This window comes from Janthinobacterium sp. LPB2021202312-11-4, assembly GCF_037049705.1.
Taxonomy (GTDB): domain Bacteria; phylum Pseudomonadota; class Gammaproteobacteria; order Pseudomonadales; family Pseudomonadaceae; genus Aquipseudomonas.
On sequence record NZ_JBAGKV010000031.1, the window covers coordinates 22,003 to 41,115 of the forward strand.

The window sequence follows — 19,113 nt, forward strand, 5'->3', positions numbered from 1 at the left end:
CTTTGGACATAAAGGGCGCTAATGCGGTCCGGGCATGCGGGTGACCACGTTTCAAGTGGCTGTCGCATCAGCAAAGCCCCGATTGCCGAGGCCCTGCAACGCTAAACCTTGAGAATGTTGTCCTTGAAGAAGTCGATCAACACCCGCAGCCTCGGTGCGGTCTGCTTGGATGCAGGCCAGAGCATCCACAGGTTGCCGGTGTGGTCGGTGTAGTCGTCCAGCACCACCTTCAGCCGGCCATCGGCCAACGGCTGACGGATTGAAAAGTCCGGCAGGCAGGCAATCCCCACCCCATCCAGCGCCAAATACGTCAGCGGGTCCATCGTGGTGCAGGTCATGGCTTTCGCCAGATTCGGCTCGATGTGCGTCTCGCCGATGCGCAGCGGCCAGCGCTCGATCATCCCCGTCGCCGGAAACTTGTGCAGCAGGCAGACGTGATTGATCAACTCGTCCGGGTGCGTCGGGTTGCCGTGGCGTTCCAGGTACTCGGGCGAGGCCACCAATTGCAATTGATAGCCACCGAGTTTGCGCGCCATCAGTCGTGAGTCTTGCGGCGCGCCGGTGCGGATCACCGCGTCGAACCCTTCCTCGATCACGTCCACCATGCGGTCGGACATGTCCACCATGCGGTCGGACATGTCCACATCCAGCTCGATGTCCGGGTAGGCGCGCATGAACCCGGCCAGCACCGGCATGATCAGCACGTTCTGCAACGGCACGCTGATGCGCACTTTGCCCTTGGGCGTGGCGGACAATTCCAGCAGCTCCATTTGCGCGGCTTCCACTTCGCTGAGGATGCGCTTGCACCGGTCCAGGAACAGCTCGCCTTCGGTGGTCAGGGTGACGCTGCGGGTGCTGCGATGGAACAGTCGCACGCCCAGGCGTTCTTCCATGCGCGCCACGCTTTTGCCGACTGCCGAGGAGGAGATTTCCAACAGGCGCCCGGCTTCGGTGAAGCTGCGGGTCTCGGCCACCTGAATGAAGGCCGTGATACCGCTGAGGCTGTCCATCATGGGCGGGGTGCTCGATGCAGGGAGGGTTGACGCAGAGTAGAGGCGGGCCGGGGATTTGCAAAGGAAACGATGAAAAGATCGCAGCCTTCGGCAACGCTGACGGGTGAGATGTGAACACCCGTAGGAGCTGCCGAAGGCTGCGATCTTTTGATCTTAAAAAACGAACGCCGAATCAGGCACTCTGCTGATAAAACGGATAATCCGTAAACCCAACCTCCGTACCGCCGTAGAACGTATCCCGGTCATAAGCATTCAACGACCGGCCATGCCGAATGCGTTCCGGCAGATCCGGGTTGGCAATAAAGTCCCGCCCAAACGCCACCAGGTCCGCATCACCGGCCCGCAAGATCTGCTCGGCAGACTCCGCCGTAAACCCGCCCGCCGCCATGATCAACCCGGCGTAATGCCGACGAATCAACTGCGCCGCCACCGGGTTCTGGTCCTTGCTCTCATCAATCGAATTGCCCAGCACGCGTGGTTCGATCAGGTGCAAATAAGCCAGTTTCAACGTTGCCAATTGCTCGGCCACATACACAAACAGTGCTTCGGGATGGCTGTCCTTCATGTCGCCGAACGTACCGCTCGGCCCCAGGCGCACGGCCACCCGTTCGCTGCCCCAGACCGAAATCACTGCGCGGGTGATGTCCAGCAGAAACCGCGCCCGCTTGGCGATTGTGCCGCCATAGGCGTCGGTGCGCCGGTTGCTGCCGTCCTGCAAGAACTGGTCGATCAGGTAACCGTTGGCGCCATGGATTTCCACGCCGTCAAAACCGGCGGCCAGGCCCCGTTGCGCGGCGCTGCGAAAATCTTCCACCAACGCGACCACTTCCGCTTCGCTCAAGGCGCGGTGCGGCGTGCTCGGCACCCAGCCGCTGGCGGTGTAGGCCACGCCGTCGTACTCGACCGCCGATGGTGCGACGGGCTGCGCGCCGTGGGGTTGCATGTCGCTGTGGGACTGGCGGCCGGCATGGAACAACTGCAAAAAGATCCGCCCGCCCTTGGCATGCACGGCGTCGGTGATGATTTTCCAACCGGGGATTTGCCCGTCGTTGTACAGCCCCGGCGAACCGAGATAACCGTTGCCGGTGGTGGACACCACCGTGGCTTCGGAAATGATCAAGCCGCCCTCGGTGGCACGCTGCGAGTAGTACTCGGCCATCAACGCACCGGGCACATCGCCGGGCTCGGAACGCATGCGTGTTAGCGGTGCCATGACCACGCGATGAGAGAGGTTGTGCGGGCCGAGCTGGATGTTGGAAAACAGGGCAGGGTGATTCATGGTGATCTCCAATAAGTGACTGGAGCCCACCTTAGGCCGATTGAATACCCGGAAAAACCGGCCGGCGATCCGCTCTCTCTGGACCGATTGCTCCGTAATCGGCTGACGCCCGGTGTTCAATCGAGCGCCAGCCGATATCCCTTTTAATGCCCCGCGATCGGCACGGTCAGCGCTTGCCCGAAGGCTGAGCGGATGGTGGCGGTCGGACTCGGCGTCGGCCCGTCACCGGTGGTGGTGACGGACAGCCGCCAGCGTGCCCCGGCCCCGCTGGGCGTCAGCGCGGCTGCGCCGAGGTTGAGTGGCCCGCCGGTGGTGGTCGCGGTCACCGTAATGCTGTTGCCGGCGGCGCGGGAGGTGGTGCCGGCCAAGTCCCAGGTGTAGCGGTTGTTGCTGCGGCTGACGACGGTGGCGCTGGTGACTTGCAAGTCTTCATTGACCGCCGCCGCACTGACCGCCACCGACACCGTGGCCGGTTTGTCCGAGACCGCGTCCTTGCTGTCACTGGCCTGGTAGGTGAAGGTCGCGGTGAGCGGCGCGCTGACGATGGCCGGCGGGGTGTAGACCACGCGCAGCCCGTCGGTGCTGACCGTGCCCTGGCCCGAATCCGGCTGGCTAAGGCCGACCACTTTGAGCGGCAGGTTGCCGTCGGGATCGGTGTCGTTGGCCAACACATTGATGGTCAGCGGCTGGCCATTGTTACTGGTGGCGCTGTCGGGGTTGGCCACGGGTTTTTTGTTCGGGCCGTTGTTGTCCTCATCCTGATTGCCGGTGCGGAAGGTGGGCAGCGCGGCAGAGTTCACGTAAGTGACGCCGTCCCAACCTGGCAGCGGCGTGGGCATCAACTGGAATTGCCCCGGATGCTCGATGTCCCAGCGCAACAACATCGACGTGTCTTCGTGCTGGGTGTTGTGGCAATGCTCCATGTAGGTGCCGGCGAACTCGCGGAAGTGGATCGCCATTTCCACATTCACCGAACTGTCGATGCCTTCGCCGATGCGATAGACGTCCTTGCGCGCCCACTTTTCCCATTCCGGCGGCGCCTTGCCGTCGCGACTGAGGATCACGCCTTCTTCGAAATGCACGTGCACCGGGTGGTTCCAGCCGTTGCCGCCGTTCTCGATTTTCCACACTTCGAGGGTGCCGTCACCGGTGAAACCGGCGTCGGTCGGGCCGTTGGCGAGTTGCGGCGCGGCGCTGATCCGGCGTGGGTCCATGTTGTAGCCTGGGCCGCCGTCGGTCTTGATGGTCCACGGTGCTTCGTCGGTGCCGTCGGAACGCCCGAACACGAAGTGCCGATGCCGAGCCAGTTTGAGTTTGGCTTGATCGCTGGGGCTGTCGCGATCAAGGGTCAGCGGGATCATGGTCTTGCCGGCGGGTTTGCCCGGTTTGGCGGGTTCGAAGTCCGCCGGGTTCATGCTCACGTCCTGGCCGCTGTAGGGCTGCACCAGCAGTTGCAGGAATTTGCCCACGGTCGGGTCGCCCTTGTCCCATTGCGGGCCTTTGCCGGTTTGCTTGATCACCGCTTTGTATTTCTCGGACAACACGTCCGCCAGGGCCAGTTCGTTTTTCTCCGGGCCTTTGCCGGTGCGGTGTTCCAGTAGGTTGACGAAGTACAGTTTGTCGCCGGGCTGAATGCCGTTTTTCGCGAAGTTGACGATGATGTCGAAGCGTTCGGCGATGCCTTGGGTCGGCAGAATGGCGTTGTGGTCTTGCAGGTCGCCGTCGCCATCCAGGTCCAGGCTGCCGTCGAACGGTACGGTGTGTTCCATCAGGTTGCCGTCGTTGGCAATCATGTGGAAGGACACGCGGTTATACGACACCCCCGACCCCGCCGGGCCGGGAAACTCGCCGCTGGTGCCGCTGACTTCACGCACCAGGGCGAACTTGAAGAACCGCGACACCGAGCCGTTGAGAATGCGGAAACGATAGCTGCGCGCGCGGACTTTGAGGCGCGGCTGGTACTGCCAGTTGACCAGGATCTGATCGCCGAGAAAGCCATCAGTGTTGAACGGGTTGAACCACAATTGGCCGTTTTCATCCCAGGCCTTGTCGGCCACGAGCAGGTTCACATCGTAGTCACGGTTGCCCCACGGCAGCGCCGAGCCGCTGGGCAAGCGCAGGTTGACGCCGTCCTCGATGGCCTCGTTGCCACGGTCCAGGGCGCTGTAGTAATTCATCATCACCGCGTTGCCCTTGTAGACGTTCTGCGCGGTGAAATCGAGCATGTGGTCGTGGAACCAGTGGGTGCTCATGGTCTCGCGCCAGTCGCCGCGAATCTTGATGGTGCCGTGGTCACAGGTCTTGAGGCCGGGGCTGGCATCGTTGACGAACAGCGTCTCGCCCGGCGAGCAGGGGAACGCCGCGCGTGGGTCTTGGGCGCTGGTGTTGATGGTGTCGTAACCGGCCAGTTGCAGCGGCCAGCGATAGTCGTAGTACTGCCCCGGAAAGAAAAACGCGTTGGTATAACCGTCGCTTTCCGCCGGGGAATGGCCGTTGTGTTCGTGGGTGCTGATGGTGTGCAGGCCGAAACCGGCGTTGGCGGCCGGGTCGATGGGCAGGGCGTTGTAATGGCGCATCAGGACCGGTTGGCCGTAGCGCACCATGAGCAATTTGGGCGGAAAGGTGCCGTCGAAGGTCCACACTGAGTTGTGATTCTGCAGCGGAAAACTCGGGTGGAAGCGCGTGTCGATGCCTTTGGTGGTGCCCGTTGTGGTCGGGATGTCCGAGGTCTGGTAGTAGAGCCCGCCGGGCCCGAATTCACCGGCGGCGTAGTTGTGCAATTGCTTGCGGTCACGCAGGCCGCTGTTGAGTCGTGCACCCACTTGTACGGTTTTGAACGCGACCTGAGGGAAGAACTCGTTCCAGCGTTGGTGCGACCAGCCTTTTCCCGGTGGCCGCCCCTCGGCGGGCGAACCTACCGGGTGGCGATTGAGGAAGGCCTCGATCTGCGCCTTCCAGGGGTTGCGGTCCAGCACGTTGGAGAACTGTGAAGGGAACGGGAACAGGCCAGGCTGGCGCATGAATGCTTCCAGCGCCGTACTTGACGGCGCGCTGCGGGCGACGCTGTTGGGGTCCTGCTGGGGGGCGGGGCCCACGGTCGGCACCGGAAACGTCAGGGGTGGGGCCGGGAGCGTCGGGTCGAGTTTTTCCGTGCCGAACTCTTCAAACAGCAGCAGTTGCTGGGTGAACGGCTGGGCGCCGAACAACGGGCTCGGCTTGCCATTGGTGGGGAAGTTGAACGACGTTTGCAGCACCGGCGGCAAGACGTTATCGGCCCGGGGTGTGTTGCGGTCGCCGAATGCGCCATTGGGCAAGGCCAGCGAGCCCTGGTTGGCTTCCGGCAAGGTTTTCAGGGCTTCCAGCGCGGCTTTGGGGTCGGCGGGGGGATTGGTGAAGGCCGAGGGGTCCGTCGGTGGCGGTTGCCCGACATCATCGAGCGGTGCCGCGCTGACCGTGGCCAGGCTGAACGTCATCAGCATCACCGACGTGACGCCTTGCACCCGGAATAAGCCGGGCGACTTCTTCACAGGAACTGAGCTTTTCATGGTGTTCTCTCGGGGGGCATGCCGTGTGACGGCACTTGCCCTAGCGTCAACGCAAAAGCCGCGCCATCCCGGCGTTATGGAGAAAAGTCGTTTTAAATCAAATGGATGCGCCTTAAATCCTGCGCGTGGGGCATGCCTGTGTGCGCAATCGGGTGAAAATCCTCAGTGTTGGGGACGCTGTATGAGGACCATCATCCTTGGCTCTGCGGCTGGCTGCACAAACCCCGGCCTCACCACAAAGCTTCCTGGCCAGAGGGGGCGAGCGCGTTATGATAGCCGCGCTCGCCACACGCTTTTCGCCACCGCTCCAGGAGTCAGCCCCCGCAATGCCCCAGATCAGCCATTTCAAAACCCCGTGCCCCGAGCACATCACCAGCCAGATCCTGCAACTGGTTGTCGACAACCTCACCGACATCAGCGCGGTGGCGTTGCCGCCGAGCAACCTGCTGTACAACGTGTATCAGTACGCGATCGGCTACGAGGTTCACCTCTATCTGGAGGCGTTGAACGGGTCCAAGGGGCTGGCGGTGGAGTTGGTCGTGGCCACGGACGTGGACGATCCCGAGAAAGTCATCGGTTTTGTGCTGTACCTGCCGGTCAAGGACGATCCGCAAGCCTGCGGCGTCGCGTATATGGCGGTGGACGCCAGCTATCGGCGCCAGGGTGTCGCCCGGGCGATGTTGCGGGAAATGGTCGCTCGCTACCCTCATGCCGAGTTGACCTGTAGCGTCGCCAAGGTCCCGTACTTTGAAGCGCTGGGTTTTCAAGTGGTCGGCGTGCGCGCCACGCAAGTGCTGATGAATACTCGCGATCACGGCACCGACGGCTTGATGGCCGTGCTCGACACGGCACCGATCTACAGCGCATTGGAGGTGCGGCAGATTCATACCTATCTGCTGCAAAAACACGGCAAACGGGCGATGACCGATGCGGAGAAACAACGGGACCGGCACCTGGACCAGTTGACGCGCAAGGCCACTGAGTTTGTGCGCGGGCGATTGGGCGATGAAGCCGTGCCAACCGCCTCCCCGCACCTGCGCCTGGTCTGACCCCGCGCAAAACCCCGGGATCCCCGGCCCCCTGTAGGAGCTGGCGAAGCCTGCGATCTTTTGATCTATAACCGCAACATCAAAAGATCGCAGCCTGCGGCAGCTCCTACACGGCTCCCGGCCAACCGGCCTTGCGCAGGGCTTGCAACAACGTGTCGGCATCCAGCCCCGGCACTGTATGCCCGTTGCCCTCGGCCGTCTCAGCCGCCAACAAGGCATTGATGATCGCTTCTTCCACCGCCTCGGTGGCGGCCAGGAACAGTTCGCTGATGTGGTCGTTGTTGACCATGCTCAGGTTGTCGCAGGTCGGTGCCTTCTTGCTTTCATAAGCGGCGGGCGGCACATCGTTGCCGGTGGAAAACGCGATAAAGATATCGCCGCTGTGGTCTTCATTGCCGCCGCCGGTGCGGGCCAGGCCGAGGCTGGCGCGCTGGGCCAGGCGTGTGCACTGGTGCGGCAGCAACGGCGCGTCGGTGGCCAGGCAAACCACAATCGAGCCCATGCCCGGATGCGGCAGCGAAGCCTTGAGGAACGGCGAGTCAGCCTGTTCCATGTAGCGTCCGACCGGGTAACCGTCGACCCGCAATTCGTTGCGAATGCCGTGGTTCGCCTGGACGATGGCGCCCACCGTCCAGCCGCCCTGAACGCTGCTCAACCGTCGCGATGCGGTGCCGATGCCACCCTTGAATTCATGGCAGATCATGCCGCTGCCGCCACCGACATTGCCCTCCTTGACGGGGCCACCCACCGCCGTGCGCAGGGCTTGGGCCACATGCTCCGGCTTCACGTGAAAACCGTTGATGTCGTTGAGCAAGCCGTCGAAGGTTTCCAGCACCACCGGCATGTTCCAGTAGAGGCGACCGTCATCCGGTTGCTGCTCACGGTCCAGCACAATCAGCGCATCGCGCACCACGCCCAGGCTGTGGGTGTTGGTGAAGGCGATGGGGCTGGTCAGCAAACCGGCCTCGCGAATCCATTCCAGCCCGGTCGCGTCGCCATTGCCGTTGAGCACATGCACGCCGGCAAAGCACGGCTGTTGGCTGGTGGAACCGGCGCGGGGCTCGATCACGGTGACGCCGGTCAGGATCTCGCGGCCCTTGGCGCTGCGGCCCCGGACATCGCTGTGACCGACCCGGACGCCGGGTACATCGGTGATCGCATTGAGTGGGCCGGGTTGCAGCTGGCCAAACTGGATATTCAGGTCGCGGGCACGGGGTTTCATTGTCGTTCTCATGTTCAATTCAACTACTCACTGAATGACGCAATCCCTGTGGGAGCGGGCTTGCTCGCGAAAGCGGTGGGTCAGGTGCCATTCCTGCTGAATGTGCCGGCGCCTTCGCGAGCAAGCCCGCTCCCACAGGGAGTTTGCGGTGTTGGTTATTGACCGTTTTTCACTTTGCTCCAGACCCGGGTGCGCACGCGTTCGGTGGCGGGCGGCAGGGGTTGGAGGGTGAACAGGGTGGCCATGGCTTCGGCCGAGGGGTAGACCGCCGGGTTGTTGCGAGTTGCCTGGGCCACCAGTGGGGTCGCACGACTGTTGCCGTTGGGGTAGGACAGGTAATCGCTGACTGGCGCGATGACCTCGGGACGCATCAGGTAGTCGATGAACGCCAGGCCCTGCGCCGGGTTCGGCGCATCCTTGAGCAACACCAGGGTGTCGAACCACACGGGCGCGCCTTCCTTCGGCAGGCTGTAGGCGATCTTCACGCCGTTGCCGGCCTGTTCAGCGGTTTTCTTGGCTTCGAGCATCGCCCCGGACCAACCCACCGCCACGCAGATGTTGCCGTTGGCCAGGTCACTGATGAACTTGGACGAGTTGAAGTAGGCAATGTGCGGGCGCAGCTTGAGCAGCAGGGCTTCGGCCTTCTTGTAATCCTCGGGGTCGGTGCTGTTCGGCGGCAGGCCCAGATAGTGCAGGGCGACCGGCAGCATCTCCGACGGCGAATCGAGCATCGCCACGCCGCACTCGCCGAGTTTGGCCAGGTTGTCTTCCTTGAAGACCAGGTCCCAGGAATCCACCGGCGCCTTGTCGCCGAGAACGGCGCGGACCTTGTCGATGTTGTAGCCGATGCCGTTGGTGCCCCACAGGTATGGCACGGCGTACTGGTTGCCGGGGTCGTTGTTGGCCAGTTTGGCCAGCAGGTCGGTGTCCATGTTGTTGAAATCCGGCATCTGTGCCCGAGGCAGCGGCTGCAAGGCGCCGGCCTTGATCAGCGTCGGCAAACTGAAGTTGCTCGCCACCACCACGTCATAGCCGCTGCGACTGGTCAGCAATTTTCCTTCCAGCACTTCGGCGCTGTCGAACGTGTCGTAGACCGGCGCAATACCGGTGTCGCGCTTGAAGTCGTGGAGGGTCGTGGGACCGATGTAGTCATACCAGTTGTAGACGTGCACGGTGGGGGCATCGGCAGCGAAGGCCGACAGCGAGACCGACAGGCAAGCGCCCAGCCCCAGATTGAAATACGAGCGGTGACCACTCATGATGCGGCACTCCTGGCCTGCTGCAGGCCGGTAATGTTCAGGAGTGGTCAGGGTATCGGCGGGGTGGACCTGGCCCCATTCCCATCATGGGTTACACAAAAGGGGTAGAGCGTGGAGGCGTTGCTCAAGGAAATGCCGGTGCACCAAGGGCTGGCGCGGGTCTTTGGTGCGCTGGGCCACGACAGGTTCTGGCGTGCGCTGGTGGATACCCTGCGATTGCTGGTGCCGCTGGATAATGCCTTGGTCGCGGTGATGCGCGCGGGGCGAGTGCCACGGCTGCTGATCGATTTCGATTCCCGGGCCAGCGCCCACGAAGAGGAAGAACTGGCCGACTACAGCGCCGGCATGTACCTGCTCGATCCGTTCTACCAAGCCGCCTGCGCCGGTATCGCCGATGGTTTGCACAGCCTGGATTCCGTGGCCCCCGACCAGTTTCAACAGAGCGAGTACTACCAGAGTTACTTCCGCCGGGTCGTAGGCGCTGATGAGTTGCAGTTCATGATCAATGTGGACGGCGCCGTGCTTGGTTTATCGCTGGGCCGCTCGACGGGTTTCACCGCACAAGAGCAAGGGCGTCTGCTGTGCGTGCGCGACTGGGTACTGGCGGCGATGGGCCGACACCTGCAACTGGTGCCGCCGGAGGGGCCGACCGCAGTGGCGGGGGATCTGGCGACGTTGCTGGATCGCTTCGGCGCCCGCTTGACCGCGCGGGAAATCGAGACCGCCCGGCTGATCCTCCAGGGTTTCTCCAGCAAAGCCATTGCCCAGCAACTGAGCATCTCCCCGGAAACGGTGAAGGTGCATCGGCGCAATCTCTATCACAAGCTCAATGTCAGCGGTCATGGCGAGTTGTTTGCCTTGGTGTTGCAACCGCTTTAAAAGATCGCAGCCTTCGCCAGCTCCTACATTGACCGTGTGAAAACCCGATCCCGTAGGAGCTGCCGGAGGCTGCGATCTTTCGATCTTCAACTAGCCCTGCTGAAACACCAACGCCTTCAACCCGCACTCAGCATCGGCATCCGGAAACTCCGGCGGATTCTCCAGACGCTGCACAAAACGCAGGCTCGGCGATTCGCGGGTGACGCCTTCTATCAGGAAGTCCGAACCCAGCGCCGGGTCGTTCATGCACGCCAGCACCGTGCCCTCGGGCGTGAGCAGCTCCGGCAAGCGGCGCAATACGCGCTGGTAGTCCTTGGTCAGCAGGAAACTGCCTTTCTGAAAGGACGGCGGGTCGATGATCACCAGGTCATACGGCCCTTTGCCGATCACTTTGCCCCAAGACTTGAACAGGTCGTGGCCGAGGAACGTCACCTTGCTCACGTCGTGGCCATTGAGCCGATGATTGTCGCGGCCCCGGCTCAGGGCCGAGCTCGACATGTCCAGATTGACCACTTGCGTCGCGCCACCCTCGATGGCCGCCACCGAAAAACCGCAGGTATAGGCGAACAGGTTCAGCACCCGTTTGCCCTCGGCGTTGGCCCGCACCCAGTTGCGGCCGTAGCGCATGTCGAGGAACAGCCCGGCATTCTGCTTGCGGCCCAGGTCCACCCGATAGTGCAGACCGCCCTCGGTAATGGTCATTTCCTCCAGCGCATCCCCCAGCAGCCACTCGGTAGTGCTTTGCAGCAGGTAGCGGTGTTGCAGCAGTAAGGTGTGTGCCCCCGATGACTGCCACTCGGCTGACTGGGTGACCGCCATCAGCACCTGTTTCAAGTCTTCCAACTGTTGCGGTTCCGGCTCCTTGAACAGCGACACCAGCACCACACCCTGCAACCAATCGACGGTCAACTGCTCCAGGCCCGGCCAGCAGCGCCCGCGCCCGTGGAACAGCCGGCGGGTTTCGGCCGGGGCGGTGGCCAGGGCGGTCAGCAAGTGAGTGTGCAGGGTGGCGAGGGCTTCTGGGGTCATCGGGCAAAGTCGGCAAAGTGAGTGGGCGGCATTTTAACCACAATCGCGCGCCAGCAGCGTCCGGAGAGTTATCACGATTAATTTAACTTTACGTGAGGATTTGGCGATCTTCCGGCTCCCATACTTGGCCCCAACGAACAACAACAAGGAGTCGGACATGTCGCAGCTAACTGCTTCACCCAAGCCCAGCCATCCACGCTGGCTGCGTCTGACTCATTGGCTCAATGCCTTGGCGGTGCTGGTGATGATTGCCAGCGGGTGGCGCATCTATAACGCCTCGCCGCTCTACGATTTCAGTTTCCCGAAAGCGCTCACCCTGGGCGGCTGGCTCGGTGGCGCCCTGCAATGGCATTTCGCGGCGATGTGGTTCCTCGCGGTCAACGGCCTGATCTACCTGATCATCAACATCGCCAGCGGTCGCCTGTTTCGAAAATTTCTGCCCGTGTCGCCCAAAGGTGTTTTGCATGACCTCTGGGCCGCGCTGAGAGGGCGGCTGGGGCACGCCGACCTGAGTCATTACAACCAGGTCCAGCGGTTTGCCTACCTGTTCGTCATGCTCGATATCACGATGATGGTGGTCTCCGGGCTGGTGCTCTGGAAGTCCGTGCAGTTCCCGCTGTTGCGTGGATTGCTGGGCGGTTACGAAGGGGCGCGGCAGGTGCATTTCATCGCCATGTCGCTGCTGGTGGCTTTCATCGGGGTGCATTTGGCGATGGTACTGCTGGTGCCCAAAACCCTGTGGTACATGATTGTTGGTCGTAAGGAGTCCGTATGAAAAAGCGCATCGAAGGACTCGACGAGTCATCCATCCTGACCGACGCCCGGAAAATCCTGGCCCCGCAAATCGAGGACCGCTCACGGCGCTCGTTCCTGATGCGCAGCCTGACCCTCGGCGGCGTGGCGATGTTGTCCGGTTGCAACATCACCGACAACGACAGTGTTGAAACCGCGCTGTCCTCCATGTCCCGCTTCAATGACCGGGTCCAGGGCTGGCTGTTCAACCCCAACGCCATGGCCCCGACTTACGCCGAGTCGATGATCACCCGGCCGTTTCCCTTCAATGCCTTTTACGGCATCGACGAGGCGCCGACGGTGGAGGAAGAGAGCTATCGACTGGAAGTCACCGGCATGGTCGCCGACAAGCGCAGCTGGAAACTTGAGGAACTGCGCGCCATGGCCCAGACCGACCAGATCACCCGGCACATCTGTGTCGAAGGCTGGAGCGCGATTGGTCGCTGGGGCGGCGTGCGGTTCAGCGACTTCCTCAAACGCATCGGCGCCGACACTGACGCGAAGTACGTCGGCTTCAAATGCGCCGACGACTACTACACCAGCATCGACATGGCCACGGCCCTGCATGCGCAAACCTTGTTGGCCCTGACCTACGACGGCGCCGTGTTGCCCCGTGAGTACGGCTTCCCGATGAAGCTGCGCATGCCCACCAAGCTTGGCTACAAGAACCCCAAACACATTCAGGCCATTTTCGTCAGCAACACCTACAGCGGCGGCTACTGGGAAGACCAGGGCTACAACTGGTTCGGTGGCAGCTGAGGAATGTTCAAGCAATTCAACGCAAGCACACTCAACTCTATAAGGAACACCACCATGAAGAAGTTAGCCACCGCCGCACTGTCCCTGTTCTTGGCCATGGGCGTCGCCAGCGTGTACGCCGCCGACACGATGAGCAACGACAGCATGAGCAAGGACTCGATGTCCAAAGACGCCATGTCCAAAGACACGATGAAAAAGGATTCCATGGCCAAGGACACCATGAAGAAAGACACCATGTCCAAAGACGCCATGAGCAAGGACACGATGAAGAAAGACACGATGTCCAAGGACAGCATGAGCAAAGACGCGATGTCCAAAGACACGATGAAAAAAGACGCCATGTCGCAGTAATCCAACACACCGCAATCCACTGTGGGAGCGGGCTTGCTCGCGAAGGCGTCAGTCCAGTCGACATCAATGTTGACTGACACAACGCCCTCGCGAGCAAGCCCGCTCCCACAGGTTTTTCTACCGCTTGCATCGGGTATGACCTCAGCTCATACCCTCATGACTTTTAATGGTTACAGCCCCGCCAACCCCCAGTGTTAAAAAATCGCAAACACAGCTCATCAACAACAAAAAAGAGCGTTTGCAACCATGACTGATCCTCACTGCCGCGTCCTCGCCAGCCCTGTGCTGCGCTCTTCGATCCCCGATATTTGCCCCGCGATTTTCACGATCCGCGTGCGCTTCTGATCACCCAAAAAATCCAAAAAGAGTAACGACTCATGAAAGAACTCGACCTGTACATCGGTGAAGGTTTCGAAGGCCCTGGCGTGAACGCCGCGCACATCAACATTCTGATCGGCCCGCGCAACGGTCCGGCGGGGCAGGCGTTTGCCAACAGCCTGGCGTCGCCGAGCCAGGGGCATTGCCCGTTCATGGTGATCGCCCAGCCGAACATCCCGGTCAAGCCGATGACCCTTTACGTCAACAAAGCCGCGATCAGCAGCGACCTGCACGGCAACGCCACCTGGGGCGCGTCCCAGGCCGGGATCGCCAAGGCTGTTTTGGAGGCATTGCTGGACGGCACCTTGCCGCCGGAAGCCGAAGACGAATGGGCCATCGTCACCGCCAACTGGGTCAACCCGGCCTGCGATGACCTCGATGCGGTGTACCTGAACAACTACAACGCCTGCCGCACCGCGATCCGCGCCGCCCTGACCGGCAAACCGGAAACCGCGCAACTGGCGGATGTGGTCGATCACATCAGCAACCCTTTCTACACGCCAAAAGCCTGAGGTCCGCGCCATGCAATACATTCGTTTGGGCAACTCCGGCCTTGAAGTCTCCCGCCTGTGCCTGGGCACCATGAACATGGGCACCCCGGACTGGAAACCGTGGATTTTCGATGAGAAGCAGAGTGAGCCAATCGTCGCCCACGCCCTGGATAACGGGGTGAATTTCATCGACCTCGCAGACTTCTATTCCGCTGGCGTCGGCGAAGAAGTGGTGGGGCGTATCGTCAAACGCCTGGCCCGTCGCGAAGATCTGGTGATCACCACCAAGGTCGGCTACGGCACCCGCACCGGCATCAATGCCAGCGGTCATTCGCGCAAGCACATCATGGACAGCATCGACGCTTCGCTGAAGCGTCTGAACATGGATTACGTGGATGTGTTCATGCTGCACTACTTCGATGTGAACACCCCGGTTGAAGAGACCATGAGCGCGATGAACGACATCGTGCGTTCCGGCAAGGCCCGTTACATCGGCGTGTCGACCATGCTCACCGGGCAACTGGCGAAAATCCTCATGGCCTGCGAGCGCAACGGCTGGGTCAAGCCGATCAACATGCAACTGCAACTGAACTGCGCCTACCGCGAAGAAGAGCGCGAGATGATCCCGTTCTGCCGCGACCAGGGCCTTGGTGTTTCGGTGTTCAGTCCATTGGCCCGTGGCTTGCTGACCGGTGACGTGCAGTCAACCCGCAACCAGACCGACTTCTTCACCCAGCAGATGTACAGCGACGAAGCCTCCTTCGAAATCGCCCATTCGGTGCAGCGCGTGGCCCGTGCCCGTGGTGTGTCGAACGCGCAGATTGCCCAGGCCTGGGTCGCCAATCATCCGGGTGTCGATTGCATGCTCGTGGGCGCCGACACCACCGCGCAGTTCGACAGTGCTTTGGCAGCCCTGGAAACCAAGCTTGATGCCGAAGAACTGCAGGAACTGGAACGCAACTACACCCCGTGCGACGTGATCAACGATTACACCGCCGGCAAGCGCATCCTGCGCTCGGCCCGTCCGGGGCTGGAACGCTTCAATCTGACCGAGGCTGTGGCATGAGCGCGCTGATCCGTAACGGCAATTTCATCGATGGCCAATGGTCCAGCGGTGGCCCGACGTATCCGGTGTTGAACCCGGCCAACGGCGAGCTGATCGCCGACGTGCAAAAGGCTGGTGCCGAAGAAACCAACCAGGCGATTGCCGCCGCCAATCGCGCCTTGCCGGCCTGGCGCAAACTGACCGCCAAGGAACGCAGCCAGAAGCTCAAGCGCTGGAGCGAGCTGATGCTGAGCAACCAGAAGGACCTGGCCATGTTGCTCAGCCGCGAGCAGGGCAAACCCTTGGCTGAAGCCATGGGCGAAGTGGTCTACGCCGCAAGCTTTTTGGAGTGGTTCGCCGAAGAAGCCAAGCGCGCTTACGGCGACGTAATCCCGAGCCACAAGGCTGATGCGCGGATCATCGTGGTCAAGGAAGCCATCGGCGTGGTCGCGGCGATCACGCCGTGGAACTTCCCGTTGGCGATGGTCACCCGCAAGGTCGGCCCGGCGCTGGCGGCGGGTTGCACGATGATTCTCAAGCCTTCGGAAGAGACGCCGTTGTCGGCCTTCGCCCTGGCGGTGCTGGCCGAGCAGGCGGGCATCCCGGCTGGCGTGTTCAACGTGGTTTCGGGTGACGCGGTGGCGATTGGTGGGGCGCTGCAAGCGTCCGGTATCGTGCGCAAATTGTCGTTCACCGGTTCGACCCGCACCGGCAAATTGCTGATGCGCCAAGCGGCAGACACGCTGAAAAAGGTCTCGCTGGAACTGGGCGGCAATGCGCCGTTTATTGTGTTCGACGATGCCGATCTGGACGCCGCCGTCAAAGGCGCCATGGCCTCCAAATTCCGTAACACCGGGCAGACCTGCGTCTGCGTGAACCGCTTCTTTATCCAGGACGGCGTCTACGAAGCCTTCACCGGCAAACTCGCCGAAGCGGTCGCCGCGATGCGCGTCGGCAGTGCGCTGGACGGTGAAACCGAGCAAGGCCCGCTGATCAACGCCGCCGCGCTGGCCAAGGTTGAACTGCATGTCGGCGACGCCTTGGAGAAGGGCGCTCAGTTGTTGTGCGGCGGCCGTCGGCATGCCCTCGGCGGCACCTTCTATGAGCCGACCATCCTCACCGAAGCCAACAGCGACATGCTGATCGCCCAGGACGAAACCTTCGGCCCGGTGGCCGCGTGCTTCCGTTTCAAGGACGAAGCCGAGGTGCTGCAACGGGCCAACGACACACCGTACGGGTTATCGGCGTACTTCTACAGCCGCGACATCGGTCGTGTGTGGCGCATGGCCGAAGGCCTGGAAGCCGGCATGGTCGGGATCAACGAAGGGATCATTTCCACCGAAGTTGCGCCGTTCGGCGGCATCAAGGAGTCGGGCCTGGGCCGCGAAGGTTCCAAGTACGGTCTGGAAGACTACCTGGAAATCAAATACCTGTTGATGGGCGGGCTCTAACGCACTACATCCCCCGGTAGGAGCAAGGCTTGCCCGCGATCGTGCCCTCGAGATCGCCATCGCGGGCAAGCCATGCTCCTACAAGGGGCGAGCTATCGGTTTCATTTCTCCGTCAATAACAACAACTGGAGACGAACATGTCCGCTCAATCGATAAAGATCGATGACCTGCCCATCGGGCGCTTCCATATTAAAATCGCCGGCCTGACCTTCGGCGCGCACTTCACCGACGGCTACATCCTCGGCCTGATCGGCATCGCCTTCACCCTGCTGAGCCCGCAGATGCACCTCGATGCCTTCTGGCAGGGCCTGATCGGCGCCTCGGCGTTGATTGGCCTGTTCCTCGGCAGCCTGTTCTTCGGCTGGATCTCCGACAAAGTCGGCCGGCAGAAAATCTTCCTGGTCAGTTTTGTCCTGATCACCATTGCCTCGGTGATGCAGTTCTACGCCGAAACCGCGATGCAGTTGTTCCTCTGCCGGGTGCTGATCGGCATCGGCCTGGGCGGCGACTTCAGCGTCGGCCACGCGATGCTTGCCGAGTTCTCACCGAAGAAACACCGGGGCGTGTTGCTCGGTTCATTCAGTGTGATCTGGACCTTCGGCTACGTCGCCGCAACGTTCGTCGGCACGGCGATGCTCAACCTCGGTGACGACGCCTGGCGCTGGATGCTGGCCTCGTCGGCGATCCCGGCAGCGTTGATTTTGATCGCGCGGATCGGCACGCCCGAGTCACCGCGCTGGTTGGTCAATCAGGGGCGGATTGCCGAGGCCCGAGCCATCGTCAAGAAACACCTGGGCGATAACGTTGAACTCGACGAAACCCGCTCCACCGAGACCCGTTCCGGCTATGCAGTGCTGTTCAGCCGCGAATACCGCAAGCGCACGGCGTTCAATTGCCTGTTTTTTGTGTGCATCGTGATGCCGTACTTCGCGATCTACACCTTCCTGCCGTCGATTCTGCAGAAGATGGGTTTGGCCGAAGGCTTTGGCACCGAACTGATGCTGAACATGCTGCTGATCCTTGGTGCGTTGATCGGGATCTGGTGCACGGTGAAGTTCTCGCGCCGAGGCTTCCTGATCAATTCGTTCATCATCCTCGCGGTGGCGTTGTTCCTGTTGGCGGCGTTGCCGGGCAGTGCGGCGTTCCTGATGGTGCTGGTGTTCGGCGTGTTCACGCTGGTGTTGTCGGCGGTGAGTAACCTGGTGGGCGTGTTCCCGGCCGAAAGCTTCCCGACCGAAGTGCGCGCCAGCGGGATTGGCCTGGCGACGGCGGTGAGCCGTTTGGGCTCGGCGGTCAGCACCTTTCTGTTGCCGGTGAGCGTGGCGGGAATCGGGTTGAGCCCGACCATGGGCATTCTGGCGGCGATTCTGGCGCTGGGGGCGATGATTTCCTGGGCCTGGGCACCGGAAACCAAATCACTGACATTGAGCCAGGCGTGCAAGGCGCAGAGCCCCGTGGAAAGTGGGGCGCCGGTGGCCGTCAAAGTCGCGGCACCGATCTAAAAAAACGCTATGTCCCCTGTGGGAGCAAGCGTGCTCGCGATGAGGCCATCACATTCAGCAGGGATGTTGACTGATACTCCGCCATCGCGAGCAAGCTCGCTCCCGCAGGGAACATCAGTGTCTTAAGGGTTGCTGACCAACCCCAACCAATCTGTAAACAATCGCACTTTCGACAACCCCTGTTTGTCGTTCGCCACATCCAGCCAATAGCCATAGGGCCCGAGCACTTCCACCGGTGTGATTGGCAACAGGCTGCCATTGGCCAGCTCCTTCTCAATCATCTGTCGATCAATCACCGCCAACCCGCCACCGGCCAGCGCCGTGTGGATCACTTGGTCCAGGGTGCTGAATTCCAGCCCTTGCCCGGCATCGACATCCTCGCGGCCCATCGCCGCCAACCAGTTTTCCCAGACCTTCAACCGCTTGCCGTCGTGCAGGATGTGCAGCAATGGAAACTGCCGCAGGTCCGGCGGTTGCCCGTTGACGAACAACTCCGGACTGGCCACCGCCATGTGCCGTTCCATCACCAGCAACTGGCTGCTGCACTGTGTAGCCGCTTCGAGGCCGAAGCGGATGTGGCAATCGATTTCCGCGAGGTTGTCGTGGCCGCTTTGGTGGGTCACGCTCAGGCTGATGTCCGGGTAGCGCTGGCAGAACGCACGCAGGTGCGCCGATAACCAGCGCGTGGCCCAAGTCGGTGGCGCGACGATACGCAGGCGTTGGCGCAGGTTGGGCACGCGTACCGCTTGCAGGGCGCGTTCGACATGGTCGAATGCGTCGCTCAGTTGCGGGGAGAGGGCGAGGCCGGTTTCGGTGAGGGACAGGCCTTGGGGCGTGCGGATGAACAGCGCCACACCGAGGTAGTCTTCGAGCTGCTTGATCTGACGACTCACCGCGCCTTGGGTGACGTTGAGCCCCAGGGCCGCCTGGCTGAAACTGCGATGCCGCGCGACTTCTTCAAAGACGCGCAGCATGTTGAGTGAGGGCAGTTGACGCATGAAAGGGTGACTCCGCACCTGACGCCGATGTGGGGCAGGTTTATTGTTTTTTGGTGAATATTCTGTAGGGC

General features: G+C 61.8%; 16 protein-coding genes. 9 read left to right on the forward strand and 7 right to left on the reverse strand.

Going from position 1 to position 19,113, the window contains the following annotated elements:
* Positions 1 to 101: 101 nt before the first annotated feature.
* From V5E99_RS25695 to V5E99_RS25705, 3 genes are all read right to left on the reverse strand, one after another.
* Complete coding sequence (locus tag V5E99_RS25695) at positions 102 to 1,013, reverse strand: LysR family transcriptional regulator (RefSeq protein ID WP_499805038.1); 912 nt, start codon at positions 1,011 to 1,013, stop codon at positions 102 to 104.
* A 172-nt stretch (positions 1,014 to 1,185) separates the two neighbouring features.
* Entirely contained in the window at positions 1,186 to 2,292 is a 1,107-nt protein-coding gene (locus V5E99_RS25700; RefSeq protein ID WP_499805039.1) for an alkene reductase, read from the reverse strand.
* A gap of 143 nt (positions 2,293 to 2,435) precedes the next feature.
* Entirely contained in the window at positions 2,436 to 5,837 is a 3,402-nt protein-coding gene (locus V5E99_RS25705; protein ID WP_499805041.1) for an Ig-like domain-containing protein, read from the reverse strand.
* Positions 5,838 to 6,163: 326 nt separating this feature from the next.
* Here V5E99_RS25705 and V5E99_RS25710 point away from each other — a divergent pair, with 326 nt between their 5' ends.
* Positions 6,164 to 6,886 (forward strand): GNAT family N-acetyltransferase, encoded by a 723-nt coding sequence (locus tag V5E99_RS25710; protein ID WP_499805042.1) that lies wholly within the window; start codon positions 6,164 to 6,166, stop codon positions 6,884 to 6,886.
* A 106-nt stretch (positions 6,887 to 6,992) separates the two neighbouring features.
* Here V5E99_RS25710 and V5E99_RS25715 read toward each other — a convergent pair whose 3' ends face one another.
* A complete protein-coding gene (locus V5E99_RS25715) occupies positions 6,993 to 8,108 on the reverse strand; it encodes a DmpA family aminopeptidase (RefSeq protein ID WP_499805044.1) in 1,116 nt (371 codons plus the stop codon).
* Positions 8,109 to 8,263: 155 nt separating this feature from the next.
* On the reverse strand, positions 8,264 to 9,367 hold the full coding sequence (locus V5E99_RS25720; protein ID WP_499805046.1) for an extracellular solute-binding protein: 1,104 nt from the start codon (positions 9,365 to 9,367) through the stop codon (positions 8,264 to 8,266).
* A 111-nt stretch (positions 9,368 to 9,478) separates the two neighbouring features.
* Here V5E99_RS25720 and V5E99_RS25725 point away from each other — a divergent pair, with 111 nt between their 5' ends.
* A complete protein-coding gene (locus tag V5E99_RS25725) occupies positions 9,479 to 10,246 on the forward strand; it encodes a helix-turn-helix transcriptional regulator (RefSeq protein WP_499805048.1) in 768 nt (255 codons plus the stop codon).
* 90 nt (positions 10,247 to 10,336) lie between these two features.
* On the opposite strand, the gene V5E99_RS25730 is transcribed toward V5E99_RS25725, so the two are convergent.
* Positions 10,337 to 11,275: a class I SAM-dependent methyltransferase gene (locus tag V5E99_RS25730; protein WP_499805049.1), complete on the reverse strand. Its 939-nt coding sequence runs from the start codon at positions 11,273 to 11,275 to the stop codon at positions 10,337 to 10,339.
* Positions 11,276 to 11,432: 157 nt separating this feature from the next.
* Here V5E99_RS25730 and V5E99_RS25735 point away from each other — a divergent pair, with 157 nt between their 5' ends.
* The 7 genes from V5E99_RS25735 (at position 11,433) to V5E99_RS25765 (ending at position 18,044) form a co-directional block, all read left to right on the forward strand.
* Positions 11,433 to 12,050, forward strand: coding sequence for a cytochrome b/b6 domain-containing protein (locus V5E99_RS25735; protein ID WP_499805051.1), 618 nt, complete (start codon positions 11,433 to 11,435; stop codon positions 12,048 to 12,050).
* Positions 12,047 to 12,826, forward strand: coding sequence for a molybdopterin-dependent oxidoreductase (locus V5E99_RS25740; protein WP_499805052.1), 780 nt, complete (start codon positions 12,047 to 12,049; stop codon positions 12,824 to 12,826). The genes V5E99_RS25735 and V5E99_RS25740 overlap by 4 nt, the downstream gene beginning before the upstream one ends.
* 54 nt (positions 12,827 to 12,880) lie before the next feature.
* Positions 12,881 to 13,177, forward strand: coding sequence for a pentapeptide MXKDX repeat protein (locus tag V5E99_RS25745; RefSeq protein WP_499805053.1), 297 nt, complete (start codon positions 12,881 to 12,883; stop codon positions 13,175 to 13,177).
* A gap of 377 nt (positions 13,178 to 13,554) precedes the next feature.
* Positions 13,555 to 14,067, forward strand: coding sequence for a formaldehyde-activating enzyme (gene fae, locus V5E99_RS25750; protein ID WP_054615233.1), 513 nt, complete (start codon positions 13,555 to 13,557; stop codon positions 14,065 to 14,067).
* Positions 14,068 to 14,077: 10 nt separating this feature from the next.
* The gene (locus V5E99_RS25755) at positions 14,078 to 15,112 is read left to right on the forward strand and encodes an aldo/keto reductase (RefSeq protein WP_499805056.1); all 1,035 of its coding nucleotides are present in this window, start codon (positions 14,078 to 14,080) and stop codon (positions 15,110 to 15,112) included.
* The gene (locus tag V5E99_RS25760) at positions 15,109 to 16,542 is read left to right on the forward strand and encodes an NAD-dependent succinate-semialdehyde dehydrogenase (protein ID WP_499805057.1); all 1,434 of its coding nucleotides are present in this window, start codon (positions 15,109 to 15,111) and stop codon (positions 16,540 to 16,542) included. Before V5E99_RS25755 ends, V5E99_RS25760 begins: the two co-directional genes overlap by 4 nt.
* 137 nt (positions 16,543 to 16,679) lie before the next feature.
* A complete protein-coding gene (locus V5E99_RS25765; RefSeq protein ID WP_499805059.1) occupies positions 16,680 to 18,044 on the forward strand; it encodes an MFS transporter in 1,365 nt (454 codons plus the stop codon).
* A 122-nt stretch (positions 18,045 to 18,166) separates the two neighbouring features.
* On the opposite strand, the gene V5E99_RS25770 is transcribed toward V5E99_RS25765, so the two are convergent.
* Positions 18,167 to 19,042 (reverse strand): LysR substrate-binding domain-containing protein, encoded by an 876-nt coding sequence (locus V5E99_RS25770; RefSeq protein WP_499805061.1) that lies wholly within the window; start codon positions 19,040 to 19,042, stop codon positions 18,167 to 18,169.
* Between the last annotated feature and the right edge of the window lie 71 nt (positions 19,043 to 19,113).

Coding starts and splice junctions, on each gene's coding strand:
- V5E99_RS25695 (WP_499805038.1), bottom strand. CDS start 1,013: ATGATGGACAGCCTCAGCGGTATCACGGCCTTCATTCAGGTGGCCGAG.
- V5E99_RS25700 (WP_499805039.1), bottom strand. CDS start 2,292: ATGAATCACCCTGCCCTGTTTTCCAACATCCAGCTCGGCCCGCACAAC.
- V5E99_RS25705 (WP_499805041.1), bottom strand. CDS start 5,837: ATGAAAAGCTCAGTTCCTGTGAAGAAGTCGCCCGGCTTATTCCGGGTG.
- V5E99_RS25710 (WP_499805042.1), top strand. CDS start 6,164: ATGCCCCAGATCAGCCATTTCAAAACCCCGTGCCCCGAGCACATCACC.
- V5E99_RS25715 (WP_499805044.1), bottom strand. CDS start 8,108: ATGAAACCCCGTGCCCGCGACCTGAATATCCAGTTTGGCCAGCTGCAA.
- V5E99_RS25720 (WP_499805046.1), bottom strand. CDS start 9,367: ATGAGTGGTCACCGCTCGTATTTCAATCTGGGGCTGGGCGCTTGCCTG.
- V5E99_RS25730 (WP_499805049.1), bottom strand. CDS start 11,275: ATGACCCCAGAAGCCCTCGCCACCCTGCACACTCACTTGCTGACCGCC.
- V5E99_RS25735 (WP_499805051.1), top strand. CDS start 11,433: ATGTCGCAGCTAACTGCTTCACCCAAGCCCAGCCATCCACGCTGGCTG.
- V5E99_RS25740 (WP_499805052.1), top strand. CDS start 12,047: ATGAAAAAGCGCATCGAAGGACTCGACGAGTCATCCATCCTGACCGAC.
- V5E99_RS25745 (WP_499805053.1), top strand. CDS start 12,881: ATGAAGAAGTTAGCCACCGCCGCACTGTCCCTGTTCTTGGCCATGGGC.
- fae (WP_054615233.1), top strand. CDS start 13,555: ATGAAAGAACTCGACCTGTACATCGGTGAAGGTTTCGAAGGCCCTGGC.
- V5E99_RS25755 (WP_499805056.1), top strand. CDS start 14,078: ATGCAATACATTCGTTTGGGCAACTCCGGCCTTGAAGTCTCCCGCCTG.
- V5E99_RS25760 (WP_499805057.1), top strand. CDS start 15,109: ATGAGCGCGCTGATCCGTAACGGCAATTTCATCGATGGCCAATGGTCC.
- V5E99_RS25765 (WP_499805059.1), top strand. CDS start 16,680: ATGTCCGCTCAATCGATAAAGATCGATGACCTGCCCATCGGGCGCTTC.
- V5E99_RS25770 (WP_499805061.1), bottom strand. CDS start 19,042: ATGCGTCAACTGCCCTCACTCAACATGCTGCGCGTCTTTGAAGAAGTC.